The organism is Pacificibacter sp., assembly GCF_039769035.1.
Lineage (GTDB): Bacteria > Pseudomonadota > Alphaproteobacteria > Rhodobacterales > Rhodobacteraceae > Celeribacter.
In genome coordinates this window covers 1-16,737 of the sequence record NZ_JBDMZG010000067.1, presented here as the reverse complement: position 1 = coordinate 16,737, position 16,737 = coordinate 1, and the positions used below count along the sequence as shown (strand labels likewise).

The window sequence follows — 16,737 nt, the reverse complement described above, 5'->3', positions numbered from 1 at the left end:
GTAACGTCGTAGTGCTCAGCAAGCCCCAAGACCGTGACTTTGCCCTCGGTGCGCGCCAGTTCCAGAATCTCTTTTTGTCGAAACGTCGTTCCCAAAGTCTTGTCCTTTTTGCCGCGCGTTCCTGCAATGCTGCAGAATGTTATGTCGGCGTGTTGCGTTTTGTTTCGCTTTGAGTTCATTGTGACTGGTCTACACAGGTTTTGCCACAAGATTTTGACAGTTTTGTGAAATTCGAACAAAAACGAACATTCGCTATTGATGATTGATGCGTCTTGGGGCTTAATTGCAGCAACGGGCGAGTCTCAGTCACGCGCTCAGCCATCAGGAGACTACTGTGAGCCAACACGACCCTCAAAATGTTCTGGACCTTTTCGTCATTGGCGGTGGGATCAACGGTTGCGCCATTGCACGCGATGCCGTTGGGCGCGGCTTGAGTATTGAGCTTGCGGAAATGAACGATCTCGCCTCGGCCACGTCTTCGGCATCGACCAAGCTGTTTCATGGCGGGCTGCGGTATTTGGAATATTGGGAAGTACGTCTTGTGCGCGAGGCGCTGATCGAGCGTGAATTGTTGCTCAAAGCGATGCCGCATATTTCATGGCCGATGCGATTTGTTTTGCCATATCACAAAGACATGCGGTTTGAGGGCGATACGCCCACGTCAAAGCTGTTGAGCGTGGTCATGCCGTGGATGAAAGGACGTAGACCTGCGTGGCTTATCCGTCTTGGGTTGTTCATGTATGACCATTTGGGCGGGCGCAAAATTTTGCCGGCCACGACCTCTGTGAATTTGTCCTCGGGGCCAGAAGGCGCGCCTTTGAATGACAGGTTTCGCAAGGCTTATGAATATTCAGACTGCTGGGTTGAAGACAGCCGTTTGGTGGCGTTGAGCGCCCGCGATGCACAGGCGCGCGGGGCAACCGTGAACGTGCGCACCAAAGTTATCGCGGTGACGCAGGTGGATGGTATCTGGCATGTGACGCTTGCCGACCAAGAGACGGGTACAGAGCGCGTTGTTTTGGCTCGCATGCTGATCAATGCCGCAGGGCCATGGGTTGAAAGCATCATTCAAAACACGGTGCGCGTCAATTCGGCCGAAGGTGTGCGTTTGGTGCGCGGCAGTCATATTGTGACGCGCAAACTTTATGAGCACGACAAGTGTTACCTGTTCCAAGGCGAAGACGGGCGGGTGATTTTCACCATTCCTTATGAGACGGATTTCACGCTGATTGGCACCACGGATGCGGCGCATGATGACCCTGAGATCAAGCCGAGCTGCACCCCTGAGGAAGAGCGTTATCTTTTGGATTTCGCGTCCAACTATCTAAAGCAACCGATCAGCCGCGACGATATTGTGTGGAGTTACTCGGGTGTGCGACCGCTCTATGATGACGGGGCGAGCTCTGCATCTGCGGCGACGCGCGATTATGTTTTGACGTTGAACGAGGGGGCGGGGGCGCCGGTTTTGAACGTGTTTGGCGGCAAGATCACGACGCACCGAAAGTTGGCGGAATCTGCCATGGAAAAGATCGAACCGTTTTTCGCGCACTTAGGCGCGCCTTGGACGGCTGGTGTGCCGTTGCCTGGTGGGGATTTTCCCGTAGACGGCGTTGCTGCACTGACCGAGCGGCTTATGGCGCAATACGCGTTTTTGACGGCACCTTGGGCAAAGCGTTTGGTCAAAGCCTATGGCACAGAAGCGTTTGACGTTTTGGGCGATGCGAATGAGGTCGCGGATCTGGGGCAAGATTTCGGGGCCACGCTGACGGAGCGCGAAGTGATGTGGCTGGTGGATCATGAATTTGCCCGCAGCGCTGAGGATATCGTTTGGCGCAGGTCGAAACTGGGGTTGCGTCTGTCTGCGGATGAGATCGCGGCGCTCGATGACTGGCTCGCCAATCGTTAGGCGGGCGCTACTGTGAACCACTAAAATGTGCTGTTGAAATGGTGGCAGCGCAACTGACGACACGATGAAATATGGGTGTTCTATGACGTATGTTCTTGCGATCGACCAAGGGACGACATCGTCCCGCGCGATTTTGTTCAACGGTGAAATGGAACCTGTTGCGCAGGCTCAAGAAGAGTTTGCGCAGCATTATCCGCGTTCGGGTTGGGTGGAACATGATCCCCATGATTTGTGGAATACGACAGTTGCAACCTGTCGTGGGGCGATCGAGAACGCGGGGATTGAGGCGTCTGAGATCACGGCCATTGGCATCACCAACCAGCGTGAAACGGTCGTGGTGTGGGACAAGGTCACTGGCGAGCCAATTCACAATGCGATTGTTTGGCAAGATCGCCGGACCGCTGACATGTGTCGCGAGTTGCGCGATGCAGGGCATGCGCAGATGATTAAGGATCGCACGGGGCTTTTGCTTGATCCGTATTTTTCAAGCACAAAGTTGAAGTGGCTTCTCGACACTGTTGATGGCGCGCGGGCGCGGGCTGAAAAGGGCGAGCTTTTGTTTGGGACTGTCGACAGTTTCTTGATTTGGAAGCTCACCAATGGGGCGGTACATGCCACCGATGCGTCCAATGCGGCGCGCACGATGTTGTACGATATTCACAAAGGACGGTGGAGCCAGACCATTTGTGATGTGCTCGATATTCCGATGCAGATGCTGCCCGAGGTCAAAGACTGTGCAGCAGATTTTGGTGTGACGCCTGCCGCGTTGCTTGGCGCGGACATTCCGATTTATGGCGTCGCAGGGGACCAGCAAGCGGCCACAATCGGTCAGGCCTGTTTCGAACCGGGCATGCTGAAATCGACTTATGGCACGGGGTGTTTCGTGTTGCTGAACACGGGCGATACGCCTGTTGTTTCGCAAAACAATTTGCTCACAACGATTGCGTATCAATTGGATGGCAAGCCGACTTATGCGCTGGAAGGGTCGATATTTATTGCGGGCGCGGTGGTGCAGTGGCTGCGCGATGGGCTGCAAATTATTGAGTCCGCGGCGCAGACCCAAGCGCTCGCCGAACAAGCCGATCCGCATCAGAACGTGGTGATGGTGCCGGCCTTTGTGGGCTTGGGCGCGCCCTATTGGAATGCGGAATGCCGTGGGGCCATGTTCGGGCTGACGCGCGCGTCAGGACCTGCGGAATTTGCAAAGGCATCGCTGGAAAGTGTTGGCTATCAGACCCGCGATTTGTTGGAGGCAATGGCGTCAGATTGGCAGTCAACCGGCACGCAACCCATTTTGCGCGTCGATGGCGGCATGGCGGCCAGCGACTGGGCGATGCAGTTTTTGTCTGACATCAATGGGGCTTGCGTCGATCGTCCTAAAATTCGCGAGACCACGGCTGTGGGTGTTGCGTGGCTCGCGGGGATGCGGGCGGGGGTCTATCCCAAACAGCAAGAGTTCGCGGCGGCGTGGGCCTGTGACACTCAGTTCGAGCCGCATATGGACGCCGACGTGCGCGCGACGAAATATGCCGCGTGGAAGCGCGCTGTTCAGGCGACGATGCTGTTCTAAAGCTGTGTCACGTCCGCGTGTCTTGAAGCGCGTCTGCAACGCCGCCCGTTAGAAACCTTGTACGTAGGGTTATACCGGATTTGCATACCGTATTCACATTTGGCATTGGCCGTTTGCGATAGAGCCGTCCTAAGCTCGGAAAATTCAGGAACCAATACCTGAGATTCGACAGAGAAGGATATCTCATGAACACTATGATCCGCATAGCTGCCGCGGGTGCGATGACGTTCGCGCTGGGCGCAGCTGCACATGCCGATGTATCGGTTAAGGTCGCGTATGACGCCGATCCAGTTTCACTTGATCCCCATGAACAACTGTCTGGCGGTACGCTCCAGTTGTCTCACATGGTATTTGATCCGCTGGTGCGCTGGACGCAAGATTTGCAGTTTGAGCCGCGCTTGGCCGACAGCTGGGAACAAATCAACCCAACCACCACGCGCTTTCACTTGCGCAGTGGTGTAAAGTTTCATTCTGGCAATGAAATGACAGCGAAAGACGTGGACTGGACGTTTGATCGTCTCAAAGTCAGCGACGATTTCAAAGGCATTTTCAGCGCGTTTACAGATGTGAAAGTGATCGACGACACGACGTTTGATCTGATCACATCCGAGCCATACCCGCTTGTGCTGCACACCGCGACTTACATCTTCGCCATGGACAGCGCCTTTTACACAGGCATGACCGATGACGGCAAAGACAAATCAGAAATCGTGAAGCACGGCGACAGCTTTGCCTCTCGCAACATTTCTGGCACTGGCCCTTATGTCGTGTCTGAGCGTGAGCAGGGCGTAAAAGTCGTGTTTGACCGCTTTGACGGCTACTGGGACACTGCGTCCAAAGGCAACGTCGATCAAATCGTCTTGACGCCAATCAAAGAAGACCCAACACGCGTTGCGGCTTTGTTGTCTGGCGATGTTGATTTCATCGCGCCTGTGCCACCCACCGACTTGGCACGCGTTGACAGCAACGACGGCACAGAATTGGTCACCATGCCAGGCACACGCATCATCACGTTCCAAATGAACCAAGAACGTTTTGAGCCTTTCAAAGACGCCCGCGTGCGCAAAGCGATCGACTATGCTGTGAACAACGCAGGTATCGTTGACCGCATCATGCGTGGCTTTGGGACTGTTGGCGCACAAGCGAGCCCAGCAGGTTACTTGGGTTACGATGCTGCTTTGACACCACGTTTTGACGTTGAAATGGCGCAATCTTTGATGGCTGAAGCTGGCTATGCTGATGGTTTCGAAATCACTATGATGGCGCCAAACAACCGCTACGTGAACGATGACAAAATCGCGCAAGCTGTTGCGTCTATGCTGTCCAAAATCAACATCAAGGTTGATCTTCAAACCATGCCAAAAGCGCAATACTGGCCAAAATTTGACGAGCGCGCTGCTGACATGATGATGATCGGCTGGCATGCGGATACAGAAGACAGTGCGAACTTCCACCAGTTCTTGTCTGCCTGTCCTGATGCGGACACTGGCAACGGTCAATACAACTCTGGCAACTACTGTAACCCAGAAGCCGATGCTTTGATGAACGCGTCAAACACGGAAACAGACCCTGCGAAACGTGCCGAAATGCTGCAAAAACTCGAAGGCATTTTGTACGAAGAAGCGGCGTTCATTCCGCTGCACTGGCAGAACCTCGCATGGGGCGCGCGCAAAGGTGTTGATATTGCACCCGTCGTAAACGCGTTGAACTTCCCATACTTTGGCGATCTTGTTGTCTCTGAATAGGTCTAACACGTAAATTTATCTTGGGCGTGTCGCTTTGAGGCGCCCAAGACCTTTCGCTCGATTTTTCTTTGTGTACCCTTGGCGTTCATTCCCCGGCGCCAAGGGGGCACTAAAAAAAGTCGCAACAGGTTGGATTATATGCTCGCTTATCTCGTAAAACGCCTTTTCCAAGCGCTCGGAGTGATGTTTGTCATTTCTTTGATTGGCTTTGGGATTCAAGATAACTTGGGCGATCCATTGCGTGAGTTGGTCGGGCAATCTGTGTCTGAAGACGTGCGTGATCAGCTGCGCGAAGAGTTGGGTCTGAACGACAGTTTCGTGAAGCAATATGCGCGGTTCTTGGGCAACGCTGTCCAAGGCGATCTGGGCACCAGCTATTTCTTTAAAGAGCCCGCGCTGGACGTGATTTTGAAAAAGCTACCGGCGACGCTTGAGCTGGTGTTTGGGGCGACCTTGATCATCGTGAGCCTGTCGGTGCCGTTGGGGGTATTCACGGCCATCAAACCCAACGCGATCTTCAGCCGTATTGTCATGGGCGTGTCGATCATTGGCATTTCAATCCCTGTGTTTTTGACGGCCATTTTGATGATCTATGTGTTCTCAGTGGGCTATGGCTGGTTGCCGTCCTTTGGGCGCGGTGATGTTGTGCATGTGTTTGGCCAATGGGAAACGAACTTTGCCAACCTTGACGGGCTGCTTCACATCATCATGCCGTCCTTTGCGCTGGCCTCGATCATGTTGCCATTGTTCGTGCGGCTGATCCGCGCTGAGATGATGGAGGTGCTACAAAGCGAGTACGTGAAATACGCGCGAGCGAAAGGCATTGCGCCTTGGCGGATCTATTTTGTTCACGCGTTGAAAAACACGCTGTTGCCGGTGATTACGGTGGGTGGCGTGCAAATTGGCACCATGGTGGCCTACACGATTTTGACCGAAACCGTGTTTCAGTGGCCGGGCATGGGCTTTATGTTTTTGGAAGCGGTCAACCGCGTCGATACGCCATTGATCGTGGCATATCTGATCGTTGTCGGGTTCATTTTTGTGGTCACGAATACGGTGGTTGATCTGATCTACGGGCTGGTCAATCCAACTGTGAAATTGGCGAGGATGGGCGCATGAGTATTTTGCATCCGATATCGCAACCGTCGCGGTGGTCACGTATCAAGGACTCCAAAGTCGGCTATAGCTTTCGTAGCAATCCTGTGGCTGTTGCGTCCATGGCGATCTTTTCGATCATTGTGATCATGGCCCTTTTGGCGCCAGTGATTGCACCGTTTGATCCATATGATCCGGCGCAGATCGACATCATGAACAGTGAATATCCGCCTGTTTGGATCGATGGGGCCGACCCAAGCTTTTTGCTGGGCACCGATGATCAGGGGCGTGATCTTTGGTCGACCATTTTATACGGCACGCGCCTGTCTTTGATGATTGGTCTGTGTGCTGTGACGCTGCAAGCGGTGTTGGGCATCAGTATTGGTTTGATTTCCGGCTATGTTGGCGGGCGGCTTGACAGTCTGTTGATGCGGATGGCTGACATCCAATTGTCGTTTTCGACATTAATGGTGGCGATTATTTTCCTCGCCGTAGCGCAGGCGATGTTCGGCTCTGAGACGTTCAACCAATATGCGATCTATTTCTTGATTGCTGTGATCGGTGTTTCCGAATGGCCGCAGTATGCGCGCACAGTGCGGGCCACTGTTTTGGCGGAAAAGAAAAAGGAATATGTCGACAGCGCGCGGGTGCTTGGCTTTGGACCGATGCGCATTATGGTGCGGCACATTTTGCCAAACTCACTGTCGCCGATCTTTGTCATTTCAACCGTGCAGGTGGCAAACGCGATCATATCAGAAGCTTCGCTGTCCTTCTTGGGCTTGGGCATGCCACCCAGCCAGCCGTCGCTTGGGTCTTTGATCTCGTCTGGCTTTGACTACATCTTTTCAGGCAGCTGGTGGATCACTGCGATCCCTGGTGTGGTTCTGGTGGTTCTTGTGTTGGTGATCAACCTTTTGGGTGATTGGCTGCGCGACGTGCTGAACCCGAAACTTAATAAAGGTTGAGCGTTATGTCCCTTCTGTCAGTACGTGATCTTTCCGTTAAATTTGCCATGCGCGACACGCATGTGACGGCGCTCAATCAAATTTCGTTTGATTTGGAAAGAGGCGAACGTCTTGGCATTGTGGGTGAATCCGGTGCGGGGAAGTCCATCACAGGGTTCTCTTTGATGAACCTGCTGAGTGCGCCAGGCTATATCTCTGGCGGGAAAATTCAGTTTCAGGGACAAGACATCACAGGCCTATCTGATACCAAGATGCGCAGCATTCGCGGCAATCGCATGGCGATGATCTTCCAAGATCCAATGGTGACGCTGAACCCCGTTTTGACCATCGGCCAACAGATGGTGGAAACGCTGAAAGCGCACCGTAAGCTGAGCAAGTCCGAGGCCGAGCAGATCGCTATCACAAAGCTGCAACAGGTGTATATTCCGTCCCCTGAAGAGCGGCTCAATCAATATCCACACGAATTGTCGGGCGGTATGCGCCAGCGTATTGTGATCGCCATTGCTTTGCTGCTGGACCCCGAATTGATCATCGCGGACGAGCCAACAACCGCGCTTGATGTGACGATCCAAGCTGACATTATGGAGCTATTGTTAGAGCTGTGTCAGTCGAGCAAAGTGGGATTGATTTTGATCACCCATGATTTGGGCGTGGTCAGTCAAATGACAGATCGCACCTTGGTGATGTACGCAGGGCGTATCATCGAGGCTGGGCGCACGCGTGAAATCATCAACGACCCGCAGCACCCTTACACCCAAGGTTTGATCAACGCCTTGCCGCAGCAAACCGCACCCGGCCAACGGTTGAAACAAATCCCCGGCAGCATGCCGACGCTGACAGAAGTGCCCAAGGGCTGTCCGTTTTCACCACGCTGCGCCTTTGCTTCTGAGCAATGCCAAACCACGCCACCTGAAATCGTGCGCCACGCCCATGTCGAAGTGGCCTGCCACGAGGTGAACCGCCTGCAAGGACCAGAGCTAGAAGGGTATACAGGATGACCCAAATGACTGATGACGCGCCGCTTTTGGAACTCAAAGGTTTGGAAAAACGCTTTGAATTGGACCAAGGCTTTTTGGAGACGCTCAAGTTTCGGGGCGGCAAGTTCGTGCGTGAAAAGCGTGACGTGCATGCCGTGAATGGCGTGTCTTTGCAGGTCAAACGCGGCGATGCTCTGTGCGTTGTGGGCGAAAGTGGCTGTGGTAAATCCACGGTGGCACGGTTGATCGCGGGGCTCTTGACGCCAAGTGCGGGCGAAATTCACTACGAAGGTACGCGGATCGACGATAAGTCACGTCGCGAGCTGATGCCCATGCGCAAGAAGATGCAGATGATTTTCCAAAATCCCTATGCGTCGCTCAATCCGCGCATGACGATTAAGCAGTCGCTCGAAGAACCCGTGCGCTACCACAGCCCCTCGCTGACGCGTGGCGAGGTCGAGGCCAAAGTTGCAGATGTGATGCAATCGGTCGGGGTCGATCCGACGTGGATGGGGCGCTATCCGCATGAATTTTCTGGCGGGCAAAGACAGCGGATCGCCATTGCGCGCGCTTTGACGGTCGATCCTGAATTCATCATCGCGGATGAGCCTATTTCGGCGCTGGATGTGTCGATCCAAGCGCAGGTGTTGAACCTGATGCTTGAGGCGAAAGAAGAGCGTGGGCTGACCTATTTGTTCATCACCCACGACCTGAGTGTGGTGCAGCATTTTGGCACGCAAGTGGCCGTGCTTTACTTGGGTGTTGTGTGCGAATTGTCGGATACGGCCACATTGTTCGAAAACCCCAAACACCCCTATACCAAGGCGTTGTTGTCGGCCGTGCCGCAGCTCAGCGATGACCGCCCAAGCCATATTCGTTTGAAAGGAGAAATCCCGACGCCGATCAATTTGCCGCAAGGTTGTCCTTTCCAAAGCCGGTGCGTTTCGGTCAATAGTAGATGTATGACGGACGTACCGAGGCCTTTGATGCAACCTGATGGGGCTTTGGTGGCCTGTCACGCAGTTGAAGAAGGTCGGCTGACCAGCTGATCCGACGACGGGGAACGGGATTTTTAGATGGATATCGAATGGCTCAAAGACTTTGAGGCTTTGGTCGCGCAGAAAAATTTTTCGCGCGCGGCAGAAGAGCGCAATGTCAGCCAACCCGCGTTTTCACGGCGCATTCGTGCGCTGGAAGAAGGCGTGGGTGTCAAACTGATCGATCGCCAAACTCTGCCGTTGTCTTTGACACCTGCGGGGGACGTATTCTTGTCGCAATCGCGGATCATCTTGCGCACCTTTACCGAGACGATCGATCGTTGCCAAATCGTAAGTGCAGCGGGCGACAATGTTATTCGGTTTGCGACGTCGCAATCGCTGTACATGACCCACTACAAGACCCACATTGCGCCGCTTGTGAAAGAGGGCGGGCTTGATATCGATCTCAACTCGACAAGCTGGGATGCGGACCAATTTGTATCGGCTTTGCAGCAACGCTATTGCGATGTGATTTTGACCTATTGGCATCCTTCGATGGATTTCTTGGCGCCGCTGGAATTGGGCAAATGTGAATACATCACCTTGTCAAAAGACGACTTTGTTTTGGTGTCGCGCGTGCAAGATGGTGTGCCCTCACATCCGCTCGACAAGACCAACAAAAAGCCGGCATCATTGTTGTCCTATGGGATTGCATCGGCGCTGCATGCGGTGGTCGATCACATGCTGCGCGTGGGCGCGGATGGTCCAAAATTTCTGACCGTGAACCGAAGTGCTTTGGCCATTTCCGTCAAGGCGATGATCATGGAAGGCTTTGGCATGGGCTGGTTGCCCTATGAGCTGTGCAAAGAGGAACTGGCCGATGGGCGTATGGTTCAGCTTGGCGACGACAACCACATTGGACGTCTTGAAGTGCGGCTCTATCGTGACAAGGAAAACGACAAGCCCACGCTGCGCAAGCTGTGGAAGCAGATGCAAAAGTTGACGCAACAGGACGACGCTTAGACGCCTGTCGCGGTCTTTCGATTAGATTAGTTCTTTTTCCAGTTTCAAACAGGCCACCTGTGCGGGGCCTTGGCGATGCAACTGCGGCCGTGTTTGCGCGCATTCGGGCGAGCGCTTCGGACAGCGCGTTTCAAACAGGCAACCGGTTGGCAGATTCATCGGGCTGGGAAGCTCGCCCTCTAACATCTGCGGTTGCATCTTGATCTTTGGATCTGGAATAGGCGCGGCCGAAAACAGCGCTTGCGTGTAGGGGTGCTGCGGTTCGCCAAACAGGTCTATGGCAGGGGCATGTTCCATCACGCCGCCCATGTACATCACCAAGATTTCTTCCGAAATATGACGCACCACGCCCAAGTCGTGGGCCACAAAGATCAATGTGAGGTTCATGTCTCGCTGCAATTCGCTCAGGATGTTGACCACTTGCGCTTGGATAGACACGTCGAGCGCTGACACAGGTTCGTCACACAGTAACACATCTGGTTCTGTCACTAAGGCGCGTGCGATGCCGATCCGCTGGCACTGACCGCCTGAAAACTCATGCGGGTAACGGTTGAAATTGCGCTGCGCGATACCGACGCGGTCCAGCATGCCGCGCGACACGATGCGGCGTTCCTCTTCGGACAGTTCAGGGCGGAAATACCGCAAAGGTTCTGTTACAATTTCGCGCACAGTCATGCGCGGATTCAGCGAGGCAATCGGATCTTGAAAGATCATTTGCATCCGGCGACGCAGGGCGTTGAGATCGCGCTTGTTGCCGTAATTCACGTCCTTGCCGTCAAAGATGACTTTGCCAGATGTTGGCGGGTTTAGGCCTGCGATGGCGCGAATAAGTGTCGATTTCCCGCAACCACTTTCGCCCACAACGCCAAGCGTTTTGCCGCGTGGCACATCAAAGCTGACCCCATTCACGGCACTCACGATGCCTGGCGGGGACCACGGCCATTTTTTGGCGTTTCCAACAGTGAATTGCACATGCAAGTCACGAACGGACAAAAGGGGCTGGGTCATGACAATTCCTCAACTGGGCGCAGGCAAGCTCGGCCATTTTCGAGTGGGGGCAGGGTGGATGTGCACGCCTCGATCGCATCGGGGCAACGCGGTGCAAAGGGGCAGGCGACCATTTCCAACATTTGGTTGGGCGGGCTGCCCGGAATGCTTTGCAACGTGTCGATGGGGTCCGCGAGATTTGGAATGGCGCGCAAAAGCCCGCGTGTATAGGGGTGGGCGGGGGCTTCAAAAATCTGTTCTGTTTTGGCGCGTTCCATCACTTTGCCGCCATACAGCACCAGCGTTTCTTCGCAAAATCCAGCCACAACGCCAAGGTCATGCGTGATCAAAACAATCGCGGTGCCCATGTCCCGTTGGATTTCATCCAGCAGGTTCATGATCTGCGCCTGCACCGTCACATCCAAGGCTGTCGTCGGCTCGTCGGCTAAGATCAGACGCGGATTACAGATCAGCGCCATCGCGATCACAATGCGTTGCCGCATGCCGCCCGAGAACTCGTGCGGATAGGATTTCAGGCGGTTTTTGGCGTCGGGGATTTGCACCGCATCCATGACGTCCAAGACGCGTTTGCGTTGCGCGGACCCTTTGAGGCCTTCGTGCAGTTCGACGATTTCGCCCAGTTGACGTTCGATCCGCATGTAAGGATTGAGCGAGGACATCGGGTCTTGAAAGATCATGGCGATCTCGCGCGTTCTGATCTTGTTCAGCGCGCGTGTCGACATTTTAAGGATGTCTTGGCCGTCAAATAAGATCTCGCCACTGGTGCGCGCGTTCTTGGCCAAAAGCCCCATGGCGGACAGGGCGATTTGTGATTTTCCCGATCCACTTTCGCCCACAATGGCAAGCTTTTGCCCTTTTTGAATGTCGAAGCTGACATCGTTCACGGCGTGTACCATGCCATCGTTGGTGGCGAACTGGATGTTGAGGTTGCGTATTGAAAGTAGGGACATCAGCGTTCTTTCGGATCAAGAGCATCACGCAGGCCATCGCCGATATAGAACAGCGAGACTTGTGCGATCACAAAGAAAATGGCGGGATAGGCAAGTTGCCATGTTGTCCCAAACGTCATGGTGCTGGCGCCTTCCGAAATCAAAGCCCCCCAGCTGGTGTTGGGTTCTTGGATGCCGACGCCCAAGAAGGACACGAGGCTTTCGGTCATGATGGCTTCGGGGATGGTCAAGGACATGTAGATGATGATCACCCAAAGCATATTGGGCAGGATGTGACGGGCGATGATGGTGAAGTCGCTCATGCCCAGCATGCGCGCTGCATCGACAAATTCGCGGTTTTTCAGCATGCGCACTTGGCCGCGTACAATCAACAGGCCTGAGGTCCAGTTCATGATGATCATCACGATGATCATTTGCGACAGGGACCGCCCAAAGAAGGCCTGCCACACCACGAAGAAGATGATGTAGGGAATGGCCAGCGTGATGGTGTATGCGCCCATGATGAATTGGTCGGTGCGCCCGCCATAAAAGGCCGCGACAGCGCCAATTGTGGAGCCAAGGATCACCGACAAGATGCCCGCAACAAAGCCAACCAAAAGGGAGGTGCGCGATCCTTGTACGACGCGGGCATAGAGGTCACGCCCCAATTCATCGACGCCAAAATAGTGACCATTGGCCAAAGACGGCCCGCCTTCTTCTTTGATTTTGCCCAGCAAAGACCAGTCAATTTCTTCATAGGTCCATTGTGACAACACGTTGCCAAAAATGGAAAACAGCACAAGAAACCCAAGCATAAAGACCGAAAAGACGGCCATTTTGTTTTTGAAAAACCGAATGCGGGCATCGGCCCAAAACGAACGGCTTTTGACCATCTCTTCGGCCAGCGCTGTGGTCGTCTCAGGAGACGTCAGGAGTTGTTTAAGCTTTCTCACAGGTTGCTCCGCACTTTTGGGTCGATCCAAGCGTAGAGCAGGTCAACAAGTAGATTGAGCGTGAATGTCAGCACGCAGTACAAGATGGCAAGGCCAAGGATGATGGAATAGTCGCGCGAATAGGCGCCTGAAATAAAGTCCTGTCCGATGCCGCCTGTGGAAAAGAACACATCGATAAAGACCGAGCCGGTGATCATGTAAACGAACACGCTGCTCATGTAGGTCAGGGCGGGCAGTAGCGCAGGTTTAAGCGCGTGGCGGATCAATATTGTGCGCTCTGGCAGACCTTTGGCGCGGGCGGTGCGAATGAAGGGTGAATTGAGCACCTCAAGCAACGATCCGCGGGTGAGGCGCGCGATGCTGGCCATGTAAGATGTGCCAAGGGCCACGGCAGGCATGATGACATAGCTCCAGTGCCCGCCATTCCATCCCCCACCAGGCAGCCAGCCAAGGGCGAGGGTGAACAGCAGCACCATCAGGGGTGCCAGCACGAAATTGGGAAAGATTTGGCTGAAGATCGCAAGGCCCGTCATCACGTAATCCCAAAAGGAATTGTGTTTCAAAGCGGCGACAATGCCCAGCGGGATGCCAGTGGTCAAAACGAAGACAGCGGACCAAAATCCGTAGGTCAGTGTCACGGGAAACCCTTGTGCGATCACATCGTTGACGGTGCGGTCCTTTTGCGAAAAGGACGGGCCAAAGTCGAAATAAAGCACGATATTCTTGATGTATGTCCAAAGTTGAACATGCAGAGGCTCATCCATTCCATAGCGCTCAAGCACGTTTTTCATCACGGAGTCTGGCAAGGCGCGTTCAGACGTGAACGGACCACCGGGGGCCAAACGCATGATGTAAAAGCAAATGATGATCAGGATCAAAAGCGTTGGAACGATCGCCATTAAGCGTCGCAAAGTATAGTTGAGCATGAAGCCTCCGAACGCCCCTTTGCCCGCGGCTTGCAACCCGCGTGTGGGCAAAGGGGTTTTGTCTTACAATCGTGGTGTTAGAAGTTACTCAGCGACAATGTACATGTCTTTTGAGTACATATTCTGTTCCACGTTGTGGATCGGCCAGCCTTTGATTGTGTCTTTCAACATGATGTTTGTTGAGTAGTGGTAGACAGGTACAACAGGCATTTCGTCTGCCAAGATTTCTTCGACCTCTGTGTACAAAGGCTGTGTGTCTTGCGACGATTTTGCTTCTGCCATCAGTTCATCAACGCGGGCGTTTGAGTATTTGCCATCGTTGTAGCCGGACGGTGTTGTCAGCAGATCAAGGAAGGTTGAGGCTTCGTTGTAGTCACCACACCATGCCCCGCGTGCCATATCATAGTTCTGCGCGCCACGTGTTTCCAAGAACACTTTCCACTCAAGGTTTTCGAGCGTCACATCAACACCAAGCTTTTGCTTCCACATTTGCGAGGCAACAATCGCCACTTTTTGGTGCGCTTCTGATGAGTTGTAGAGGTAGTTAAACGCCAGTTTTTCACCGTCTGGGCCATAGCCTGCTTCTGCCAACAGTTCTTTGGCTTTTGCATCACGTTCCGCTTGGGTCATGCCCGCAATGTCCACAGCAGGAACTTCAAAGCCAGCTGTCGCAGCCGGAGTGAATGTGAATGCAGGGAATTGGCCGCCTTGCAGCACTTGATCCACGATCACTTGGCGATCGATGGCGTAAGACAAAGCTTGGCGAACGCGTTCGTCTTTGAATGCTTCAGGGCCATTTTCAGACATGTTGAAAGTGAAGTAGTAGTTACACAGGCGTGGCAGGGCGTAGGCCTCGTCTGGCAATTCAGCAGCCAAAGATGGGTATTGGCCTGCAGGAATGTCCGTCTTGTCAACTTCGCCAGCGCGGTAACGCGTCAACGCCTGAGAGTCGTCGCCAATCACCAAGGTCACAACCTTGTCGATCACTGTGTGCGCGTTGTCCCAGTACATCGGGTTGCGTTCGCGTGTAGAGCGTTCTTTGGCCACGTGCTCTGTCAAAACATACGCGCCGTTGGTCACGATGTTTTCAGGTTTGGTCCAGTCAGAACCAAATGCGTCGATCGTCCATTTTGGCGATGGGAACGTGGTGGTGTGTGACACCATTTTAGCAAAGTAAGGCAACGGCTGGGACAGCTTCACAACAAAGGTGTGATTGTCTGTGGCTTCCACGGCCAGATCGGTGATTGGCTTTTCGCCCGCGATAATTGCAGATGCGTTTTCGATGGACATCAATTCCATGTACCACGCGTATGGGGACGCCAATTCAGGGTCAACCGCACGCTGCCATGCATAGACAAAATCGCCAGCCGTGACAGGCTTGCCATCAGACCATTTCGCAGTGTCGCGCAATGTAAATGTGTATGTTTTGTTGTCATCGCTTACTGTGTGGCTCAGCGCGACACCTGGTACGATGTTGCCGTCTGCATCTTGGTTGTACAGGCCTTCAAACAGGTCGCGTGCAATGTCTGCGCCATCTGCATCTTCAATAACCTGAGGGTCAAAAGAAGACACTTCGTCGAGTGCGCGATAGGTGAACACTTGGCTGTCAGCCAAGGTTGTGCCGGCTGGCACGTCTGCTGCATGTGCGCCGACCAAAAGGGACGTGGACAGCAAGGCAGACAAAAGAGGGATGTGTCGTGACATAAGATTCTCCGTGTTGGTTTTTTGTATTTTATTGAGAAAGCTTAGGTCCGCGCGTCCGCAAACTGCCAATGCCAATTTCGAATAGGTCATGCAAATCTGGAATAGTCTGGCCCAAAGCATGGCTTCACCACCACAGGGCGCACAGGCTCATTGACGTTTGCGCCCGCTCTGGCGCAACCTGCGTCCAAGCTTACGCGCCTGTGCATCCATCAAAGGGGAACCAGATGTTTCTTTCAGTCTTCGATATCTTCAAAATCGGCATCGGCCCGTCATCGTCGCACACCATGGGCCCGATGGTGGCGGCGGTTCGATTTTTGGATGACCTGCGCAGTGGCATCGATCGGATTCCAGGCGCTGGGGATCTCTATTCACTGAGTGCGACCTTGCACGGCTCGCTCGCCTATACGGGCAAAGGTCATGCGACGGACCGCGCTGTCATCTTGGGCTTTTGTGGCTTGCTGCCCGACACGCTTGACCCTGATCAGGCCGAAGCCATCGAAGCCGAGATGCGCGCAACTGGCATGGTGCACCCCGATGGGTTGCCTGCGTTAAAGTTCGCGCCCCAGACGGATTTGGTGTTTGATTTTGGCCAGCCCCTTGAGGGCCACGCCAATGGCATGGTGCTGCGCGCGCATGACAAAGCGGGCAACAATTACCACGTGCAAACCTATTATTCAGTCGGTGGCGGGTTTGTTGTCACCGAAGCAGAGCTAAAGGGTGACTATGCACAACGCGCGCCCCTCGCGCAGCAAAAGGAAGAGAGATCCTTTCCCTATCCCTTTGGCACTGCGAACGAAATGTTGCGCATGGGGCAGGCGTCTGGCCTGAGCATTGCCCAGATGAAGCGCGCCAATGAAACCTCTATCCACGGCGCAGATTTGGACGCTAAGATCGACAAAATTCTGACGACATTTGATGACTGCATCGCGCGCGGGCTGTCCAAAGACGGCGTCTTGCCG

At 54.0% G+C, this 16,737-nt stretch carries 14 protein-coding genes and 1 pseudogene; 9 read left to right on the top strand and 6 right to left on the bottom strand.

The genetic code is table 11. The annotated features are described in order from the left end of the window. A pseudogene (locus ABF287_RS06625) lies at window positions 1-95 on the bottom strand (DeoR family transcriptional regulator); the annotation flags it as partial. A 239-nt stretch (window positions 96-334) separates the two neighbouring features. On the opposite strand from ABF287_RS06625, the gene glpD reads away from it, so the two are divergent. From glpD to ABF287_RS06585, 8 genes are all read left to right on the top strand, one after another. Continuing rightward, window positions 335-1,906 (top strand): glycerol-3-phosphate dehydrogenase, encoded by a 1,572-nt coding sequence (gene glpD, locus ABF287_RS06620; RefSeq protein WP_347184225.1) that lies wholly within the window; start codon window positions 335-337, stop codon window positions 1,904-1,906. An 82-nt stretch (window positions 1,907-1,988) separates the two neighbouring features. After that, a complete protein-coding gene (glpK, locus tag ABF287_RS06615; protein WP_347184224.1) occupies window positions 1,989-3,476 on the top strand; it encodes a glycerol kinase GlpK in 1,488 nt (495 codons plus the stop codon). A gap of 185 nt (window positions 3,477-3,661) precedes the next feature. Beyond that, window positions 3,662-5,221: an ABC transporter substrate-binding protein gene (locus ABF287_RS06610; RefSeq protein ID WP_347184223.1), complete on the top strand. Its 1,560-nt coding sequence runs from the start codon at window positions 3,662-3,664 to the stop codon at window positions 5,219-5,221. Window positions 5,222-5,359: 138 nt separating this feature from the next. After that, complete coding sequence (locus ABF287_RS06605) at window positions 5,360-6,340, top strand: ABC transporter permease (protein WP_347184222.1); 981 nt, start codon at window positions 5,360-5,362, stop codon at window positions 6,338-6,340. Next, a complete protein-coding gene (locus tag ABF287_RS06600; protein ID WP_347184221.1) occupies window positions 6,337-7,281 on the top strand; it encodes an ABC transporter permease in 945 nt (314 codons plus the stop codon). Before ABF287_RS06605 ends, ABF287_RS06600 begins: the two co-directional genes overlap by 4 nt. Window positions 7,282-7,286: 5 nt before the next feature. Then, window positions 7,287-8,279 (top strand): ABC transporter ATP-binding protein, encoded by a 993-nt coding sequence (locus ABF287_RS06595; protein WP_347184220.1) that lies wholly within the window; start codon window positions 7,287-7,289, stop codon window positions 8,277-8,279. A gap of 5 nt (window positions 8,280-8,284) precedes the next feature. After that, entirely contained in the window at window positions 8,285-9,307 is a 1,023-nt protein-coding gene (locus tag ABF287_RS06590) for an oligopeptide/dipeptide ABC transporter ATP-binding protein (protein ID WP_347184226.1), read from the top strand. 27 nt (window positions 9,308-9,334) lie between these two features. Continuing rightward, the gene (locus ABF287_RS06585; protein WP_347184219.1) at window positions 9,335-10,258 is read left to right on the top strand and encodes a LysR family transcriptional regulator; all 924 of its coding nucleotides are present in this window, start codon (window positions 9,335-9,337) and stop codon (window positions 10,256-10,258) included. Between the two features lie 21 nt (window positions 10,259-10,279). On the opposite strand, the gene ABF287_RS06580 is transcribed toward ABF287_RS06585, so the two are convergent. The 5 genes from ABF287_RS06580 to ABF287_RS06560 all read right to left on the bottom strand — a co-directional run bounded on the left by ABF287_RS06580 (window position 10,280) and on the right by ABF287_RS06560 (window position 15,778). Then, entirely contained in the window at window positions 10,280-11,266 is a 987-nt protein-coding gene (locus ABF287_RS06580) for an oligopeptide/dipeptide ABC transporter ATP-binding protein (protein WP_347184218.1), read from the bottom strand. After that, window positions 11,263-12,216 (bottom strand): ABC transporter ATP-binding protein, encoded by a 954-nt coding sequence (locus ABF287_RS06575; RefSeq protein WP_347184217.1) that lies wholly within the window; start codon window positions 12,214-12,216, stop codon window positions 11,263-11,265. Before ABF287_RS06575 ends, ABF287_RS06580 begins: the two co-directional genes overlap by 4 nt. Then, window positions 12,216-13,148 (bottom strand): ABC transporter permease, encoded by a 933-nt coding sequence (locus tag ABF287_RS06570; protein ID WP_347184216.1) that lies wholly within the window; start codon window positions 13,146-13,148, stop codon window positions 12,216-12,218. Before ABF287_RS06570 ends, ABF287_RS06575 begins: the two co-directional genes overlap by 1 nt. Beyond that, window positions 13,145-14,074 carry an ABC transporter permease subunit gene (locus ABF287_RS06565; protein ID WP_347184215.1) on the bottom strand — a complete coding sequence of 310 codons (930 nt, stop codon included), beginning with the start codon at window positions 14,072-14,074 and terminating at the stop codon, window positions 13,145-13,147. Before ABF287_RS06565 ends, ABF287_RS06570 begins: the two co-directional genes overlap by 4 nt. A gap of 84 nt (window positions 14,075-14,158) precedes the next feature. Continuing rightward, window positions 14,159-15,778, bottom strand: coding sequence for a peptide ABC transporter substrate-binding protein (locus ABF287_RS06560; RefSeq protein ID WP_347184214.1), 1,620 nt, complete (start codon window positions 15,776-15,778; stop codon window positions 14,159-14,161). A gap of 224 nt (window positions 15,779-16,002) precedes the next feature. On the opposite strand from ABF287_RS06560, the gene ABF287_RS06555 reads away from it, so the two are divergent. Continuing rightward, the coding region (locus ABF287_RS06555; protein WP_347184213.1) for a serine dehydratase beta chain at window positions 16,003-16,737 on the top strand (735 nt) is incomplete at its 3' end.